This is a genomic window from Thermosynechococcus sp. QKsg1 (assembly GCF_031586415.1).
Taxonomy (GTDB): Bacteria; Cyanobacteriota; Cyanobacteriia; order Thermosynechococcales; family Thermosynechococcaceae; genus Thermosynechococcus.
On sequence record NZ_CP134200.1, the window covers coordinates 47,037 to 60,068 of the forward strand.

A 13,032-nucleotide genomic window follows, 5' to 3' on the forward strand; every position below is an offset into this window, starting at 1 on the left:
TCTCCCTTTCAGGATGCCATAGAAGCGGCAAGCTGCGGCAGGCGATCGCCCCCCAAGAGATTTGCTATAATTCTTTTGGAACCTAAAAAATACTCAAATGTCCCCTTCATTGTTAGCAGCAGCCTTTAACAACCCTAACGCTGTTTCTAGCACCCGAACTGCTGTCGCCGGAGGTAAGTGACGCAATTTGGCAAGAATCTCAGTCACCAGTTGTTCTTCTTCGCGGTTGGTGACATCCGTTTGGTTGAGGTAGGCGATAAAACTTTCTAAATCCTCAAAGCCAAAAACACGACACAACTTTAATAGATTTTCAGTATTTGGAAATGAGGCCATATTTTCCCATTTTTGCAAGCAGGTATAGGAGATTCCCAGCTCGGCGGCAAAGGCACGTTGACTGCGTATCCCCCGTTTTTGGCGTAGCAGCCTAGAGAGTTGTTTTCGAGAGAGTGGACTAACCATGCGGAACCTAAATAGACCCTTGGAAAGGGCACTGCGTCTTTCAATAACTTTACATGTCAACCTCACCAATGAATACTCCCACTACCTTGTCAAAAGTTGTCGCTTGACAACCTTATTGCCCGCAATTAGCATTGAACTGTTGGGCACAGATTTATAACAGCACTATGCATCCTGAGGACATTAAGGCAGAATTGCGAAAACGGGGCTGGAATGGCGCCAAAATTGGCCAAAAGCTAGGGGTTTCCCGTCACTGTGTATCGGCAGTGATTCGTGGCCGCTCCCGCTCGGCAATGATTGAGAAGGAAATAGCAACGATTCTTGAAAAGCCTCTTTACGTTGTTTTCCCTGATTACTATAGTTGTCAATCGCCTCCTGATTAATTTTTTCTATTTAGCAACTATCTTTAGTATAGTCTGATAATTAAAAAAATTTTATTTTGGCAATCAATCTTCACCTAGCCAGTGTGTTCCTGAAATACTGCTTCGTAGCGTAAACGTTATCTTTCACTTTTGAGGAAATTTGATGTCAGAAATAAGGGGCACACTTGTTGAATATATCCGCCTCTTTCCTGAGCCGATCGCGATCGTGAATAGTAGCGGTGAAATTCTAGCAATCAACGATGGTGCCTCGCTCTTTTGGCAACAGGATGCAGAAGCCTTAATTGGTAAATCCCTCGCAGCGCTGCTGCAACAATCGCCGGAGCAGGTAGAGGCATGGTTAAAGCTCTGTCAAAGCAATGCCCAGATGTTGGCTGCCCATTTTCCGATTCCCAAGCCTGAAACGGATCAGTGGGTTATTGAAGGCATTGGCGTCAATCTGGATGATGAACCTGCGATTTTGACGCGGATTGTTCCTAGCTTTTGCCACAATCAGCAGTTACTCGCTGCCCAGTTGCAACAACTACAGGCCGAACTGGCTCAGCAAATCGTCCTTGTGAGGGAATTGCAACAACGCCAACAAACCCTAGAGCAAGAAAAACAGCATTTACAGATCCTTGCAGAACGGGATCCCTTAACGGGGTTAGGTAATCGTCGTTTTCTGGATGCAGCGTTGAATCGTCTTTGGCAGGAGGCACAAGTCCAAAGCCATGCCTTGACACTAGCGTTAATTGATGTTGATGATTTCAAGGCCTATAACGATTGTTGGGGTCACTTAGCGGGCGATCGCGTGCTGCAACAGGTGGCTCAAACCCTTAAAGCCCATCTGCGCTCCAATGATATCATTGCTCGCTACGGCGGTGAGGAGTTTGCCCTTGTGCTCTCCCATGTTTCTGCTGATACGGCTCTACACATTGTTGAACGAATACTCCATCATGTTCGAGAGATGAAAATCCCCCAAGGGGAGAGGGCGCACCATCCCTACATAACCGTCAGTGCTGGGTTATGCTTTGTTCCTGCCAAGGCAAGTGAGGGCACCTTAACGGAGATTTTTGCCATTGCTGATGCCGCCCTTTATCAGGCCAAGCAACAGGGGCGCGATCGCTGTATTCTGCTTGAGTGGTCACAATAATGGGTCTTCTAATCCTCAGTGCTGCGATACTGGTTGGCGATCGCCCCCGCCTCCGCTAGGATAAACTTGAGTTGCGTTTCCGCCAATGGCTATGAATACTGCACCGAACTACTTTATTGCCAGCCAAATGACGATTGAGCCGCAAATTATCGTGGCACAAAAATTCAAAGACACGTTGGGGGAAGACGTTTCTAAGGCGTGGGCAAACTTTGTCGATTCGGGTCAACTGTGGGCACTGATCATTGGTCTGGCCATTGGCTGGATCTTTGGCAAGCTCCTGAATTTTTAGCCCTGAGAACTGCCTGTGACCGCCCAACCCCAGCCTTGGAGCCAGCGCTTTGAACAAGCCCTCCATCCGGCGATCGCCCGCTTTAATGCCAGTATTGGTTTTGACATTCGCCTCATTGAATACGACCTCACCGGCTCCCAGGCCCATGCCCGCATGCTGGCAAAAACGGGGATTATTTCCCCTGAGGAAGCAGAAACACTGATTCAAGGCCTAGAGCAAATTCGCCAAGAATATCGAGATGGCCAGTTTACCCCCGGTATTGAAGCGGAGGATGTGCACTTTGCCGTTGAACGCCGCCTCACAGAACTGGTGGGGGAGGTGGGTAAGAAACTGCATACGGCGCGATCGCGCAACGATCAGGTGGGCACCGATATTCGCCTCTATTTGCGCTCAGAAATTGACCGTATTCTTCAACAACTGCGACAGTGGCAGCGCACGCTTCTGGATCTTGCAGAGTCCCACATTGAAACCTTGATTCCCGGCTACACTCACCTGCAACGGGCACAACCCCTGAGCTTGGCTCACCATCTGCTGGCCTATGTGGAAATGGCCGAGCGCGACAGCGAGCGACTGCGGCAAATTCGTGAGCGGGTGAATGTCTCTCCCTTGGGAGCTGGGGCGCTGGCGGGCACAACGTTTCCCATCGATCGCCACTACACAGCAGCATTGTTGGGTTTTCGCGAACCCTATCGCAATAGCCTCGATGCCGTCAGCGATCGCGATTTTGCCATTGAATTTCTCTGTGCCGCTAGCTTGATCATGGTGCATCTATCGCGGCTCTCGGAGGAGATTATTCTGTGGGCCTCTGAGGAATTTGCCTTTGTCAAGCTCACCGACACCTGTGCCACGGGTTCTAGCATCATGCCCCAAAAGAAAAATCCCGATGTGCCGGAGCTGGTGCGGGGCAAAACAGGACGGGTGTTTGGCCATTTGCAAGCCCTCTTGGTGATTATGAAGGGGCTGCCCTTGGCCTACAACAAAGACTTGCAAGAGGATAAAGAGGCGCTTTTTGATGCTGTGGATACCGTCCGTGCCTGCCTAGAGGCAATGACGATCCTGATGGCGGAGGGGGTGGTGTTTCAACCGCAACGCTTGGCGGCGGCGGTGGAGAGTGATTTTGCCAATGCCACGGATGTCGCCGATTACTTGGCCAGTAAGGGGGTGCCCTTCCGTGAGGCCTATAACTTGGTGGGGCAGGTGGTGAAAACCTGTCTTGCTCAAGGGAAATTCCTCAAAGACCTCAGCCTTGAAGAATGGCAAGCCCTACACCCCGCCTTTGCAGCGGATATTTATGAACGCATTGCACCGCGACAGGTGGTGGCTGCCCGCAATAGCTATGGGGGCACAGGGTTTGATCAGGTGCGCCAAGCCCTTGCTGCTGCCCGCGATCGCCTTAATGATTTTTAATGAAAAATGGTGTCATTTGCCCTTAGCCTGAGAAATAGACTGTACTTACGGTCGCTTTTAGAAACAAAACGTTGCAAATTTTTAAGAAGGATCTCGTGATGACGACGTCTCTAGCGACGAAATTGCGCGAAGGCACCAAAAAAGCTCACACCATGGCCGAGAACGTTGGCTTTGTGCGTTGCTTCCTCAAAGGCACCGTGGAAAAAAGCTCCTACCGCAAACTCGTTGCCAGCCTCTATCACGTTTACAGTGCTATGGAACAGGAGATGGAACGGCTCAAGGACCATCCCATTGTGGGCAAGATTTACTTTCCGGAGCTGAACCGCAAAAACAACCTTGAGCGAGATCTCACCTACTACTTTGGTTCCAATTGGCGGGAAGAAATTACCCCCTCGCCCGCGACCCAAGCCTATGTTGCCCGCATCCACGAAGTGGCCAATACTGCCCCCGAACTGTTGGTGGCGCACTCCTACACCCGTTACCTTGGCGATCTTTCCGGCGGCCAAATTCTCAAGGGGATTGCTGAGCGTGCCATGAATCTCCAAGATGGCGAGGGTACTGCTTTTTATCGCTTTGAATCCATTAGTGACGAAAAGGCCTTTAAGCAACTCTATCGCCAACGCTTGGATGAGCTGGCCGTAGATGAAGCAACGGCGCAGCAGATTGTGGATGAGGCCAATGCCGCCTTTGGTATGAATATGAAGATCTTCCAAGAACTGGAGGGCAACCTCATCAGAGCCATTGGCCAGTTGCTCTTTAATACCCTCACCCGCCGCAAACAGCGCGGCAGCACCGAGTTGGCCACTGCCGAGTAGCCTAGAGCGTAAAGTTAAAGGCCTTGACCAGCATCCCCGGCACAGTCATACCCCCAAGGGAACGACGTTCATAGGTGTCGGTGTGGGCAACCCAAACGGGGGTGTCCGTCAGGGCTTCGAGGTTGTCTCCCCAAAACTCATAGAGACTGTCATCAAAGCGCAGGTCTGTAATGGGTGCAACAATTTTGCCCTGCTCTACCCAAAAGCAGGCATAGCGGGTCATGCCGGTCATGCGGCCATTGGGGCGATCGCTCCAGTTGAGGTAGTGTAAATTGCCCACATAGAGACCCGTATCGAGGGCAGCCAGCACCTCCTGCTCTGGTAGAGTGCCCGGCAAGAGGAGGGGCGATCGCAGGGTTTCTTGGCGGTTGGCACCATTGGCCACGAGGTTGTATTCTTGAGCGGTGCGCCGACTAATGAGTAACGTTTGCAATTTCCCGCGATCAATCAAAGACAAGCAAGGGGGCGCAATATCGCCATCGGCATTAAAGCGGGGCACCGTTCCTGTGGTAAAGTCCTCCTGCAAACTAAAGAGGGGAGAGAGGGTTGCCCCTTCCCGTAATTTGGCGAGGGCACTGCCGCCTTGACGATAGGCCGCCTCACTGACTGCTCCCCAAGAGAGCATGCCCACCAGTTCAGCCACCGCTGCTGGGGCAAAGTAGGTGCGATAGCGTCCCGCTGCTAACTGACGGGGAGGCTGTTCTAATCGTGCTAGTTGCTGGCGATCGCCCTCAATTTGGGCTTGATAAGTGGCAGTGTCCCAATGGGTACTGGCGTAGCTATTTTTCACCGCCTTACCCGCCGCCGTAAAGAGGGAGTAGTCCAAGCAAAAGGTTTCTGTGGCAAACCAGTGTTCCTGTCCAGCGGAGTTAAAGCTGCCACGCGCGATCGTGCCGCCACTGTAAATGCCGACAAAATCAAGGCCCTGGACAGGTGTCAGAATCGTTTCTACGACGGCCTCAGGATCAGGTAAGCGACCAAGGTAGGTATCCTGAATGGAACCGGTATCCGTTGGTGGCACAAGGTAAGGATCCAGAGGAAGTTGCACGGTTTCGGAACGCAATTGCGCCAAGTGATCTAGGGCAGCCGCTAGATCTGCCGTTCCCGTATAGGGAAACGAGGTGCTAGCCGTCCGTTGCTGCGATTGCAACCGCAGGGTCACCACCGTATCTTCTACGGTGCCAATTTGCCGCACCCGCGCCCGATTGAAGCGGATAAACTGGCTAGATTCACTGGCAATTTCAACGAAAAGCGCCTCTGTCGGTTTCAGGGCAGCAAACAGCTCATGGCTCAGGTGCTGAGCAGCAGAAAAGTCAAGGGTCATGCGGTGCAGAGTTGTTGTGAAGATTCTCAAGGGTATTCCTTAGGTTAGCGCATTCCCCCCTGCATATCCTTCAAGAGTCTTGCATTGTGGCTCTGCCTAGGGCACGCTGAGACAAGAATCCCTTAATAGTTCCGCTTCATGTATCTGGTCACGGGTGCCACAGGACAATTGGGTTTGCGGGTGGTGCGCCGCTGTATCACGTTGGGGCTACCCGTACGAGCCTTTGTGCGCCTAACGAGCCAATACGATCTCCTCAAGGAATGGGGTGCCGAGATTTTCATTGGCGATCTGCAACAGCCCCGCGATATTCAGGCTGCCATGGCGGGCGTGGAGGCGGTGATTTGCTGCCATGGTAGTCAGTTACTCAGCCGTGCCATTCAGGCCATTGATTACCGTGCCACGTTGGATGTGATTCAGGCGGCTCAGGAACAGGGGGTGCGCCACGTAACCTTGATTTCTCCTTTGGCGGTGACGGGCGATCGCCAGCAGTCCCCCTTTCTCAAGGCCAAGTACGAAGTCGAGCAGGTGCTCATCAGCAGTGGCCTCAACTACACCATTTTTCGCTGTCCCACCCTTATGTCTAGTTTGCTGCCCCTTGCGGAGCGCTTTCAGCAGACGGGGGTTTACATTGTCCTTGGAGATCCCCAGCACCGCCTGCAACTGCTCAGTCCCGAGGATTTAGCCCGCTGTATTCTCATGGCTAGTCAAGCCAGCCAACCGGCCATTTTTAGCTTGGCACATCCAGAGGTTTTAACCCGCCAGGAGATTGCCGATCGCCTTGGTCGCTTTTTCAATAAACGCCCCTTTGTCATGACGGTTCCCCTAGGCGTGATTGACGGCGCTCGTCAGTTTTTGGGAGTGATGAATCGGGATCTTGAGGCCAGTCTGGGAACCCTGCGGACGCTGTTGGCCTATGAAAGTCTCTGTCCTGCCAGTGAAATTGCCCGTGCCCAAACCTATTTCCAACTTTCCTTTGAATCCCTAGAGACCTTCTTGGATCGCTACTTCTAGCTGGGGATATCCCCACAGGGGCGATCGCGATAGGCCTGCCAATAGCGATTAAACGTTGCCCAGTCAAAACTACGCGGATCCATGCGCTCCCCAGAGCGATCCACCGCCGCATGGGTGGTTACCCGTTGGAGATCAATGCCGGTTTGGGACACTAGCCAAGCCAAGGCGCGGTATTGGGCATCGGTATAGCCTGCGTGCTGGGGACGATCGTGGCGACCTTGGGGCGGTGTTTCCAAGGAAAAGTGGAGGGCAAAATTGTTCACCGAAGGGGCAAGGCGAGGATTGGTCTGCACCGTTTCCCTGCCAAAGACAGAGTTGCCCGCACCATAAGCACGCTTTGACCAAGGCACTAAGTGCAGCAGCCACCCCTGCAGGGTGATCAATTCATGGTAGCTGGCTTGATCTTCATCGCGGGGATGGGGGGTTTGGAAAAAGTTGAGGGTGGCTTGGGCAGAGGCCACGGTTTCATGGAGAACAATCAGGGGCGGGTATGTCACCACTTGACCCCGCATATCGGTACGGTAGCGATCGCCAAAATTGGTGCGGTCGATGGGGACACTGTACCAAGGGGGCGTAAATAAACACTGTTTATGAACTTGGCGGACTTGAGCAAAAAGGCGTTCATAGGCGGCGCCATCACTGCGTTGTAGAGGCAGCAGGGTATTCTCTGGCAGCGGGGGTGAGGGCGATGAGTCCGTTGGCGGATCAAATTGGGGATCATCAATGGAGACCGCTTGACTCAAATCAAGGGGGCGATCGCCACTGGGGATAGAGCCAATCATCACACTCCACAGGGACAGCACAACCACAGTAGCGATCGCCAGCGAAATCATCCACCGCAGGCCTCGGAAACGATGCAGCATAGGCAGAACGGAACCAATTTGGCACAATACAATCAAACCCTAAGCCGAAAATTTGGGATCAGCAAGCGGATGATTATCGTTCTAAAAAGTGGCACCCCCGGTGAAGAGATTGAGCGGGTCAGCGCTGAGATGCGCACTTGGGGACTCACCCCCGAAAAAATTGTGGGCAAGCACAAAGTCGTTATTGGTCTTGTCGGCGAAACTGCGGAACTCGATCCCCTGCGAATTCAAGAAATTAGCCCTTGGATTGAACACGTTCTGCGAGTTGAGCAGCCCTTCAAGCGAGCCAGTCGCGAGTATCGCCACGGTGAACCCAGTGAAGTGGTGGTGCCAACGCCCAACGGCGAAGTTATTTTCGGCGAAGGTCATGATGTGGTGGTGGTGGCAGGGCCTTGCTCCGTTGAAAATGAAGCGATGATCCTTGAAACAGCGCAGCGGGTGAAAGCGGCGGGTGCCAAGTTTCTCCGCGGTGGCGCCTATAAACCCCGTACCTCCCCCTATGCCTTCCAAGGCCATGGTGAAAGTGCCCTTGATCTGTTGGCAGCAGCAAAAGAAAAAACGGGCTTGGGCATCATTACCGAAGTCATGGACGCAGCGGATCTAGACAAAATTGCCGAAGTAGCCGATGTGCTGCAAATTGGTGCCCGTAATATGCAAAACTTTTCGCTTCTCAAGCGGGTGGGTGCCCAGCCCAAACCTGTGCTCCTGAAACGGGGGATGTCTGCCACCATCGAGGAATGGCTGATGGCGGCGGAGTACATTTTGGCGGCAGGGAACCCCAATGTGATTCTCTGTGAACGGGGCATTCGCACCTTTGACCGTGAATATACCCGCAATACCTTGGATTTAGCAGCGATTCCGGTGCTGCGCAAGCTCACCCATCTGCCGATTATGATTGACCCCAGTCATGGCACCGGCTGGGCAGAATTTGTTCCGCCGATGGCCAAAGCCGCCGTGGCCGCAGGCGCCGATGCGCTGATGATTGAGGTACACCCCAACCCAGCAAAAGCCCTCTCCGATGGTGCCCAATCCCTCACGCCGGATCAGTTTGATGAGTTGATGCAGGCCTTGCAACGTCCCCTTGTGAGTCTCAGTCGATAGGCTGCCGAGATGACCGATATGCTGGTCAAGCTCTACGAGCTAGCGGTGGATTGGCCCGCCGTCATGGCGCATCAGCAGCAGGGAATTCACTACCGCCAGCCTTTGGGGTCAGAAGTAGACTGGATTGTCCAGTGGGTGGGCGATCGCTTTAGTGCCGGTTGGCGCAGTGAAGTGGCTCTTGCCTTGAGCCAGAGACCGCCCCGCGGACTGATTGCAGTTGAAAATGGCGAACTTCTAGGCTTTGCCTGCTATGATGCAGCCGCCCTAGGACTCTTTGGGCCAATGGCTGTGGCCGAACCCCATCGCGGGCGGGGGATTGGTCGCCTGCTGTTGCAGTTAACCTTGGCTCAGATGCAGGCAGCGGGCTATGCCTATGCCGTGATTGGCTGGGTTTCCTCAGAGGACTTTTATGCGAAGACCGTTGGTGCCATGCCGATTTCCAATTCGCGGCCCGGACTTTGGCAAACGGCCTTAAACCTTGGGCAGTTGACTAACCCGTCAGGCTCTTAACGAGGAGGCCAAGGACAAATCCCAAACCAGCAAAGCGGACAAAGTGCCAAAAGTTTTCTTGAGCCAGAATGTCCTGCCAGCATTCCCGCGCTGCTTCCCCTAAATGGAACAGGAGGGTCAGGCCAAACTCCGCCTCTAGTTGCCGCAGCTCTTGGACGAGGCGATCGCGCTCTTGATCTAGGGCAGCCTGATTACGTCCTTTTAACCGTGCTTGGGTGGCTTTGATCTGCTCATACTCACGGTAAAGCTCTGCCATCCGTGTTTGCGTCTCTTCATAAACCTGACGCACCTCATCTTGGGGTTCCACAACCTAGCCCCCATGACTGCGGGGATCATCACTGCGTTGGCGGGCGAGGGAACTCGTGAGTTGGGACATTTCACCCGTCAGTTGACCGTAGGGCAAGGGGAGGTTATTGCTGAGGGCTTCAAGATTTTTGGCCATCACTTCCTTGGGTTGGAGGCCAATCGCCACTGCTTGGGGTTCCAATTGCCGATTCAGAAAGACAAAATGGGGAATGCCATCCACATTAAATTGCTCAATTTCCGGTAGCCACTTAGTGTTGTCCACATTCAGCATGACGAAGTTCAGGCGATCGCGATATTGCGCCTTTAATTCCCCCAAATCCTTGGCCATCGAACGACAGGTGCTACACCAGTTGGCGTAAAACTCCAAAAGTGTCGGCTTGCCATTGACTTGAGCCTCCTCCCAAGGGGTGGCTTGGCGGGCTTGCTCGGCGAGGGTGAGGGGTTGATTGCTACTGCGCAGACCCGCCAATAGGGCAAGACTAATGAGAATGGCGACAACAGCAATCACAAAATTCCGTAACCGTTGACCACTGGCTGCCGTTGCTGCTCCCATAGGGCATTCCTTGCACGTCTCAACACGTTGATCCTAGCGGATTTTCTTCGCAAGAGTTGACCCATGTTGACGTACAGCGCTTTTCATGGAGATTGAACGGGCTTGAAAGGTTCAAACTTCTGTAGCACAAGCTCCTATCCGCTTTGTGTACCGTTATTTTATAAATGGGCTATACCTTTGCTATGATAGATATTCTGGAACTTGGGCGGTTAACTCAGTTGGTAGAGTATCTCGTTTACACCGAGGCTGTCGGGGGTTCGAGTCCCTCACCGCCCATCAAGGATTCCCTAAGACTCTTCGCTATCTTTAATCTGAGATTGCCGCTGCTGGCGTAACCATGTGGCTTCATCCAAGCTGTCTTTGGCCACGACGATGTACTCATTCTCTTGGCGATCGATAATTAAAATCTCCTGACCATGCTGGGGGGTGACCGTTGCCCAAGGGGGGAGCACTGCCGGCAGAATCAGCCGATTGCGATTGGCATCCAAAACACTCACTTGGCCAATACCAGTACCACTGCGGGGAATATGGGCAGAACTGACGTGGCCACTGCACCCCAGCAGGCGATCGCGACTGGTATCTTCACTAAACTGCGCAAAAATTTGCCCCAAAGGCCGTGAACACAGCCCCCCAATTGTTAGCGCCAACAGCAGTGCCGCGATCGCAATCACCCCAGACCACACCACCCCCGGCCAACTGCCACTCAGGGTGTAAAAGAGAACATTAAAAAACCAGCCCAGCACGCCCAAAAGGCTAAAGTCTAAGGCGAGCAAGAGAATGAGGGGCGCTCTCCCCACCCCCAACCAATGCAAAATTGTCAGAAATGAGATGCCCTCCTCTAGATCGACCTCCACTTCCAAGGGATCGGCATCTCCCTCTAGGTCGACCTCTTCAGCGCCCACATCGCCAAGGATCACCGTCAAAAAGAGCAAGACCCCCATGCCCAAGACAATCCAGTAGGGAGTGTGAATCAAGTGAAACAGCATTGCCTTAGTACATAAAGGGATTTTCAGGCTCAGGAATCGGCGTTATCGTCTCAGCAACCAATACCAATTGGCGGCGGTCGTTGAGGGTTTCTGTGGTCATCCGACCTTCAACGCGAAACCACTGATCCTGGGGATAGGCTTGGCGCGATCGCCCCAATTTCACGGGCAGTCCCACAGGATAGGCATCCGCTGCACAACAGGTAATGACAAAACGGGTGAGCGTGAGATAAGTCTCTGGCAGTTGGGGACTATGGACCGCAAATCCCTCAACGCGAGCGGGCAACCCCCTATAGGCATCGGGTTCGGGATAGACATCAAGGGTGCGAATCCAGTCAATGAGCGTGCGCTCCTCAGGCCGTTGATTGAGGCGAAAGGCCACTGGACTATTGCGGGTCACTGTCAAGCCATCCTCGAGACCGCGATGAATGGCGGTGGCACTATTGAAAGGACGAGGCGTAATCACCAACCCCACCACTGCCGCAACAATCAGAATACTGAGCGTCCAACGAGCCGGTAAGAGCGCAACATGCTGCACAGGTGTCACTCGCCCCCGCCACAACCGCCACCCTTGCCAACCACTCACAGTAACTAAAAGAAACCCAGCGGCGATCGCCAGTCCAAAGTAGTTGGGGTGAATCAGTAACCCCAGTCGCCCCTGCAACCAATATCGGAGAAACAACATTCCCCAGAGGAGGAGTGCCACAACCGTCCACCACTCTTGCTGTAGCCAGCGACGGCGCATCATCATGCGTTGGACACGCGGAGAATAGCGATTGGAGGCGCTAGAAAACATGGGGCGGTGGAAAATTCGCCATCCCTAAACATTCTAGGGGGAATCCTGCCACTGCGGACTTAGCTCACGAAAGTTAAAGAGGGTGGCCTTGGGATGACACTGGGCACAACCATCGAGGGTGACGGGCTGCGGCACCGCAACACGGGGATGGAGGATACGAAAGAAGGGCGATCGCCCGACGCGAAAGGGAATTTGGGCATCGTTGGGCAGGGGTCGAGAATAGGTGCGCAAATAGTTCCACAGGGGAACCAACTCTGGACGGGGAATGGGTTCGAGGGTTGCGCCGTAGTGATTGGTATCTTGAATCAGTACCTGCCATGCCTGAGTGGGCAATGTTTCCGGGGGGACTGCGAGATGACAACTGCCACAGCGCCGTAGATAGATTTGCGCTCCCAACTGGGCATTCAAGGGCAAAACATCGACGGTACCGCTCAAGTCTGGGGTGGCGATCGCTGCTAAGGCTGTACCCACTAGGGCACAGAGCATCAAAAGAACTGCCCCTACCCCCCAGCGCCAGTGTTGTCTAATCTTGGATATACTCAAGCCCTTCATCCAAACAAAACTGTGCCCGCATCAATTCACGACCGAGATAGGCCGCATGGTCAAACATCGTCACCAGTTGGCGATCCTTTTCAAAGAGTTCAATACACAACTCCTTGGCTGTTCGACCGCTGAGTACTAGATCGGGTTCCCGCGTTACTTTCCCTTTGGTGGGAATGGGTTCCCCCGTATCGGGATCCACCGCTAAGCCCTTCTCATTGATGTCATTGGGATAGTGTTTCATCCAGATCAGTTCTTGCGCAGGGTCAATGTAGATAATGAAATACCCTGCCGGATCGAGATGAATAAATCGCTGCGATAGCTTGTTGTCAAGCGCCGTGCGTTCTGCTTTGCTCAACGCCTATCTTTCCTCTAATGGATCCACCCTTTATTGTACGGCGAACTCGACTGGAATCTGCGGGCGGAGCCTTGAGTTTTGGGACATTCGCGTTATAATGAGAATTGTGCAAAAATTTCGGCTCAGTAGCTCAGTGGTTAGAGCAGGGGACTCATAAGCCCAAGGTCGCAGGTTCAAATCCCGCCTGAGCCACTCCCTATGACGATTC

Annotated in this window: 17 protein-coding genes and 2 tRNA genes; 10 read left to right on the forward strand and 9 right to left on the reverse strand. The window is 53.3% G+C overall.

All coding sequences use genetic code 11. From position 1 onward, the window contains the following. Positions 1-93: 93 nt before the first annotated feature. Positions 94-459 carry a helix-turn-helix domain-containing protein gene (locus RHP47_RS00225; RefSeq protein ID WP_190278126.1) on the reverse strand — a complete coding sequence of 122 codons (366 nt, stop codon included), beginning with the start codon at positions 457-459 and terminating at the stop codon, positions 94-96. Between the two features lie 164 nt (positions 460-623). On the opposite strand from RHP47_RS00225, the gene RHP47_RS00230 reads away from it, so the two are divergent. The 5 genes from RHP47_RS00230 (at position 624) to RHP47_RS00250 (ending at position 4,479) form a co-directional block, all read left to right on the forward strand. Further along, positions 624-839: a helix-turn-helix domain-containing protein gene (locus RHP47_RS00230; protein ID WP_286626078.1), complete on the forward strand. Its 216-nt coding sequence runs from the start codon at positions 624-626 to the stop codon at positions 837-839. A 142-nt stretch (positions 840-981) separates the two neighbouring features. Continuing rightward, on the forward strand, positions 982-1,968 hold the full coding sequence (locus RHP47_RS00235) for a GGDEF domain-containing protein (protein ID WP_310840735.1): 987 nt from the start codon (positions 982-984) through the stop codon (positions 1,966-1,968). Between the two features lie 91 nt (positions 1,969-2,059). Beyond that, positions 2,060-2,257, forward strand: a complete 198-nt coding sequence (locus RHP47_RS00240; RefSeq protein ID WP_225901602.1) for a hypothetical protein — start codon at positions 2,060-2,062, stop codon at positions 2,255-2,257. A gap of 15 nt (positions 2,258-2,272) precedes the next feature. Next, positions 2,273-3,664, forward strand: coding sequence for an argininosuccinate lyase (argH, locus tag RHP47_RS00245; RefSeq protein WP_310840737.1), 1,392 nt, complete (start codon positions 2,273-2,275; stop codon positions 3,662-3,664). Positions 3,665-3,762: 98 nt separating this feature from the next. Then, positions 3,763-4,479 (forward strand): heme oxygenase (biliverdin-producing), encoded by a 717-nt coding sequence (locus RHP47_RS00250; RefSeq protein ID WP_310840739.1) that lies wholly within the window; start codon positions 3,763-3,765, stop codon positions 4,477-4,479. Position 4,480: 1 nt separating this feature from the next. Here the strand turns inward: RHP47_RS00250 and RHP47_RS00255 are convergent, their stop codons facing one another. Continuing rightward, entirely contained in the window at positions 4,481-5,803 is a 1,323-nt protein-coding gene (locus RHP47_RS00255) for a TldD/PmbA family protein (RefSeq protein ID WP_399381641.1), read from the reverse strand. Positions 5,804-5,941: 138 nt separating this feature from the next. Between RHP47_RS00255 and RHP47_RS00260 the strand changes: the two genes are divergently transcribed. Next, positions 5,942-6,814 carry an SDR family oxidoreductase gene (locus tag RHP47_RS00260; protein ID WP_286626084.1) on the forward strand — a complete coding sequence of 291 codons (873 nt, stop codon included), beginning with the start codon at positions 5,942-5,944 and terminating at the stop codon, positions 6,812-6,814. Here the strand turns inward: RHP47_RS00260 and RHP47_RS00265 are convergent. Continuing rightward, complete coding sequence (locus RHP47_RS00265; RefSeq protein WP_310840743.1) at positions 6,811-7,677, reverse strand: peptidoglycan recognition family protein; 867 nt, start codon at positions 7,675-7,677, stop codon at positions 6,811-6,813. The genes RHP47_RS00260 and RHP47_RS00265 overlap by 4 nt on opposite strands. Before the next feature lie 69 nt (positions 7,678-7,746). Between RHP47_RS00265 and aroF the strand changes: the two genes are divergently transcribed. Both aroF and RHP47_RS00275 read left to right on the forward strand, forming a co-directional pair. Continuing rightward, a complete protein-coding gene (aroF, locus tag RHP47_RS00270) occupies positions 7,747-8,778 on the forward strand; it encodes a 3-deoxy-7-phosphoheptulonate synthase (protein ID WP_286649754.1) in 1,032 nt (343 codons plus the stop codon). A 9-nt stretch (positions 8,779-8,787) separates the two neighbouring features. Continuing rightward, entirely contained in the window at positions 8,788-9,288 is a 501-nt protein-coding gene (locus tag RHP47_RS00275) for a GNAT family N-acetyltransferase (protein WP_310840745.1), read from the forward strand. On the opposite strand, the gene RHP47_RS00280 is transcribed toward RHP47_RS00275, so the two are convergent. After that, positions 9,269-9,595, reverse strand: a complete 327-nt coding sequence (locus RHP47_RS00280; RefSeq protein WP_206200573.1) for a hypothetical protein — start codon at positions 9,593-9,595, stop codon at positions 9,269-9,271. The two genes, RHP47_RS00275 and RHP47_RS00280, sit on opposite strands and share 20 nt — an antisense overlap. Before the next feature lie 3 nt (positions 9,596-9,598). Continuing rightward, positions 9,599-10,147: a thioredoxin family protein gene (locus tag RHP47_RS00285; protein WP_149817090.1), complete on the reverse strand. Its 549-nt coding sequence runs from the start codon at positions 10,145-10,147 to the stop codon at positions 9,599-9,601. A gap of 203 nt (positions 10,148-10,350) precedes the next feature. On the opposite strand from RHP47_RS00285, the gene RHP47_RS00290 reads away from it, so the two are divergent. Then, positions 10,351-10,423 (forward strand) — tRNA-Val (locus RHP47_RS00290). Positions 10,424-10,434: 11 nt separating this feature from the next. Here RHP47_RS00290 and RHP47_RS00295 read toward each other — a convergent pair. Genes RHP47_RS00295 through RHP47_RS00310 form a run of 4 tightly spaced genes read right to left on the reverse strand, consistent with a single transcriptional unit; the run spans position 10,435 to position 12,824 of the window. Beyond that, positions 10,435-11,133 (reverse strand): OB-fold-containig protein, encoded by a 699-nt coding sequence (locus RHP47_RS00295; protein ID WP_149817092.1) that lies wholly within the window; start codon positions 11,131-11,133, stop codon positions 10,435-10,437. A 4-nt stretch (positions 11,134-11,137) separates the two neighbouring features. After that, positions 11,138-11,926: a TIGR03943 family putative permease subunit gene (locus tag RHP47_RS00300; protein WP_149817094.1), complete on the reverse strand. Its 789-nt coding sequence runs from the start codon at positions 11,924-11,926 to the stop codon at positions 11,138-11,140. 33 nt (positions 11,927-11,959) lie between these two features. Further along, entirely contained in the window at positions 11,960-12,412 is a 453-nt protein-coding gene (locus RHP47_RS00305) for a diheme cytochrome c (protein ID WP_226971977.1), read from the reverse strand. A 37-nt stretch (positions 12,413-12,449) separates the two neighbouring features. Beyond that, a complete protein-coding gene (locus tag RHP47_RS00310; RefSeq protein WP_149817099.1) occupies positions 12,450-12,824 on the reverse strand; it encodes a DUF4346 domain-containing protein in 375 nt (124 codons plus the stop codon). A 119-nt stretch (positions 12,825-12,943) separates the two neighbouring features. Between RHP47_RS00310 and RHP47_RS00315 the strand changes: the two genes are divergently transcribed. Further along, a tRNA-Met gene (locus RHP47_RS00315) sits at positions 12,944-13,016 on the forward strand. Positions 13,017-13,032 lie beyond the last annotated feature (16 nt).

Bases quoted from the DNA above. Each gene is read 5' to 3' on its own strand.
- RHP47_RS00305 (WP_226971977.1), bottom strand. From the start codon at position 12,412: ATGCTCTGTGCCCTAGTGGGTACAGCCTTAGCAGCGATCGCCACCCCA.
- RHP47_RS00295 (WP_149817092.1), bottom strand. From the start codon at position 11,133: ATGCTGTTTCACTTGATTCACACTCCCTACTGGATTGTCTTGGGCATG.
- RHP47_RS00260 (WP_286626084.1), top strand. From the start codon at position 5,942: ATGTATCTGGTCACGGGTGCCACAGGACAATTGGGTTTGCGGGTGGTG.
- RHP47_RS00285 (WP_149817090.1), bottom strand. From the start codon at position 10,147: ATGGGAGCAGCAACGGCAGCCAGTGGTCAACGGTTACGGAATTTTGTG.
- aroF (WP_286649754.1), top strand. From the start codon at position 7,747: ATGATTATCGTTCTAAAAAGTGGCACCCCCGGTGAAGAGATTGAGCGG.
- RHP47_RS00235 (WP_310840735.1), top strand. From the start codon at position 982: ATGTCAGAAATAAGGGGCACACTTGTTGAATATATCCGCCTCTTTCCT.
- RHP47_RS00240 (WP_225901602.1), top strand. From the start codon at position 2,060: ATGAATACTGCACCGAACTACTTTATTGCCAGCCAAATGACGATTGAG.
- RHP47_RS00250 (WP_310840739.1), top strand. From the start codon at position 3,763: ATGACGACGTCTCTAGCGACGAAATTGCGCGAAGGCACCAAAAAAGCT.
- RHP47_RS00230 (WP_286626078.1), top strand. From the start codon at position 624: ATGCATCCTGAGGACATTAAGGCAGAATTGCGAAAACGGGGCTGGAAT.
- RHP47_RS00225 (WP_190278126.1), bottom strand. From the start codon at position 459: ATGGTTAGTCCACTCTCTCGAAAACAACTCTCTAGGCTGCTACGCCAA.
- RHP47_RS00255 (WP_399381641.1), bottom strand. From the start codon at position 5,803: ATGACCCTTGACTTTTCTGCTGCTCAGCACCTGAGCCATGAGCTGTTT.
- RHP47_RS00275 (WP_310840745.1), top strand. From the start codon at position 8,788: ATGACCGATATGCTGGTCAAGCTCTACGAGCTAGCGGTGGATTGGCCC.
- RHP47_RS00300 (WP_149817094.1), bottom strand. From the start codon at position 11,926: ATGTTTTCTAGCGCCTCCAATCGCTATTCTCCGCGTGTCCAACGCATG.
- RHP47_RS00265 (WP_310840743.1), bottom strand. From the start codon at position 7,677: ATGCTGCATCGTTTCCGAGGCCTGCGGTGGATGATTTCGCTGGCGATC.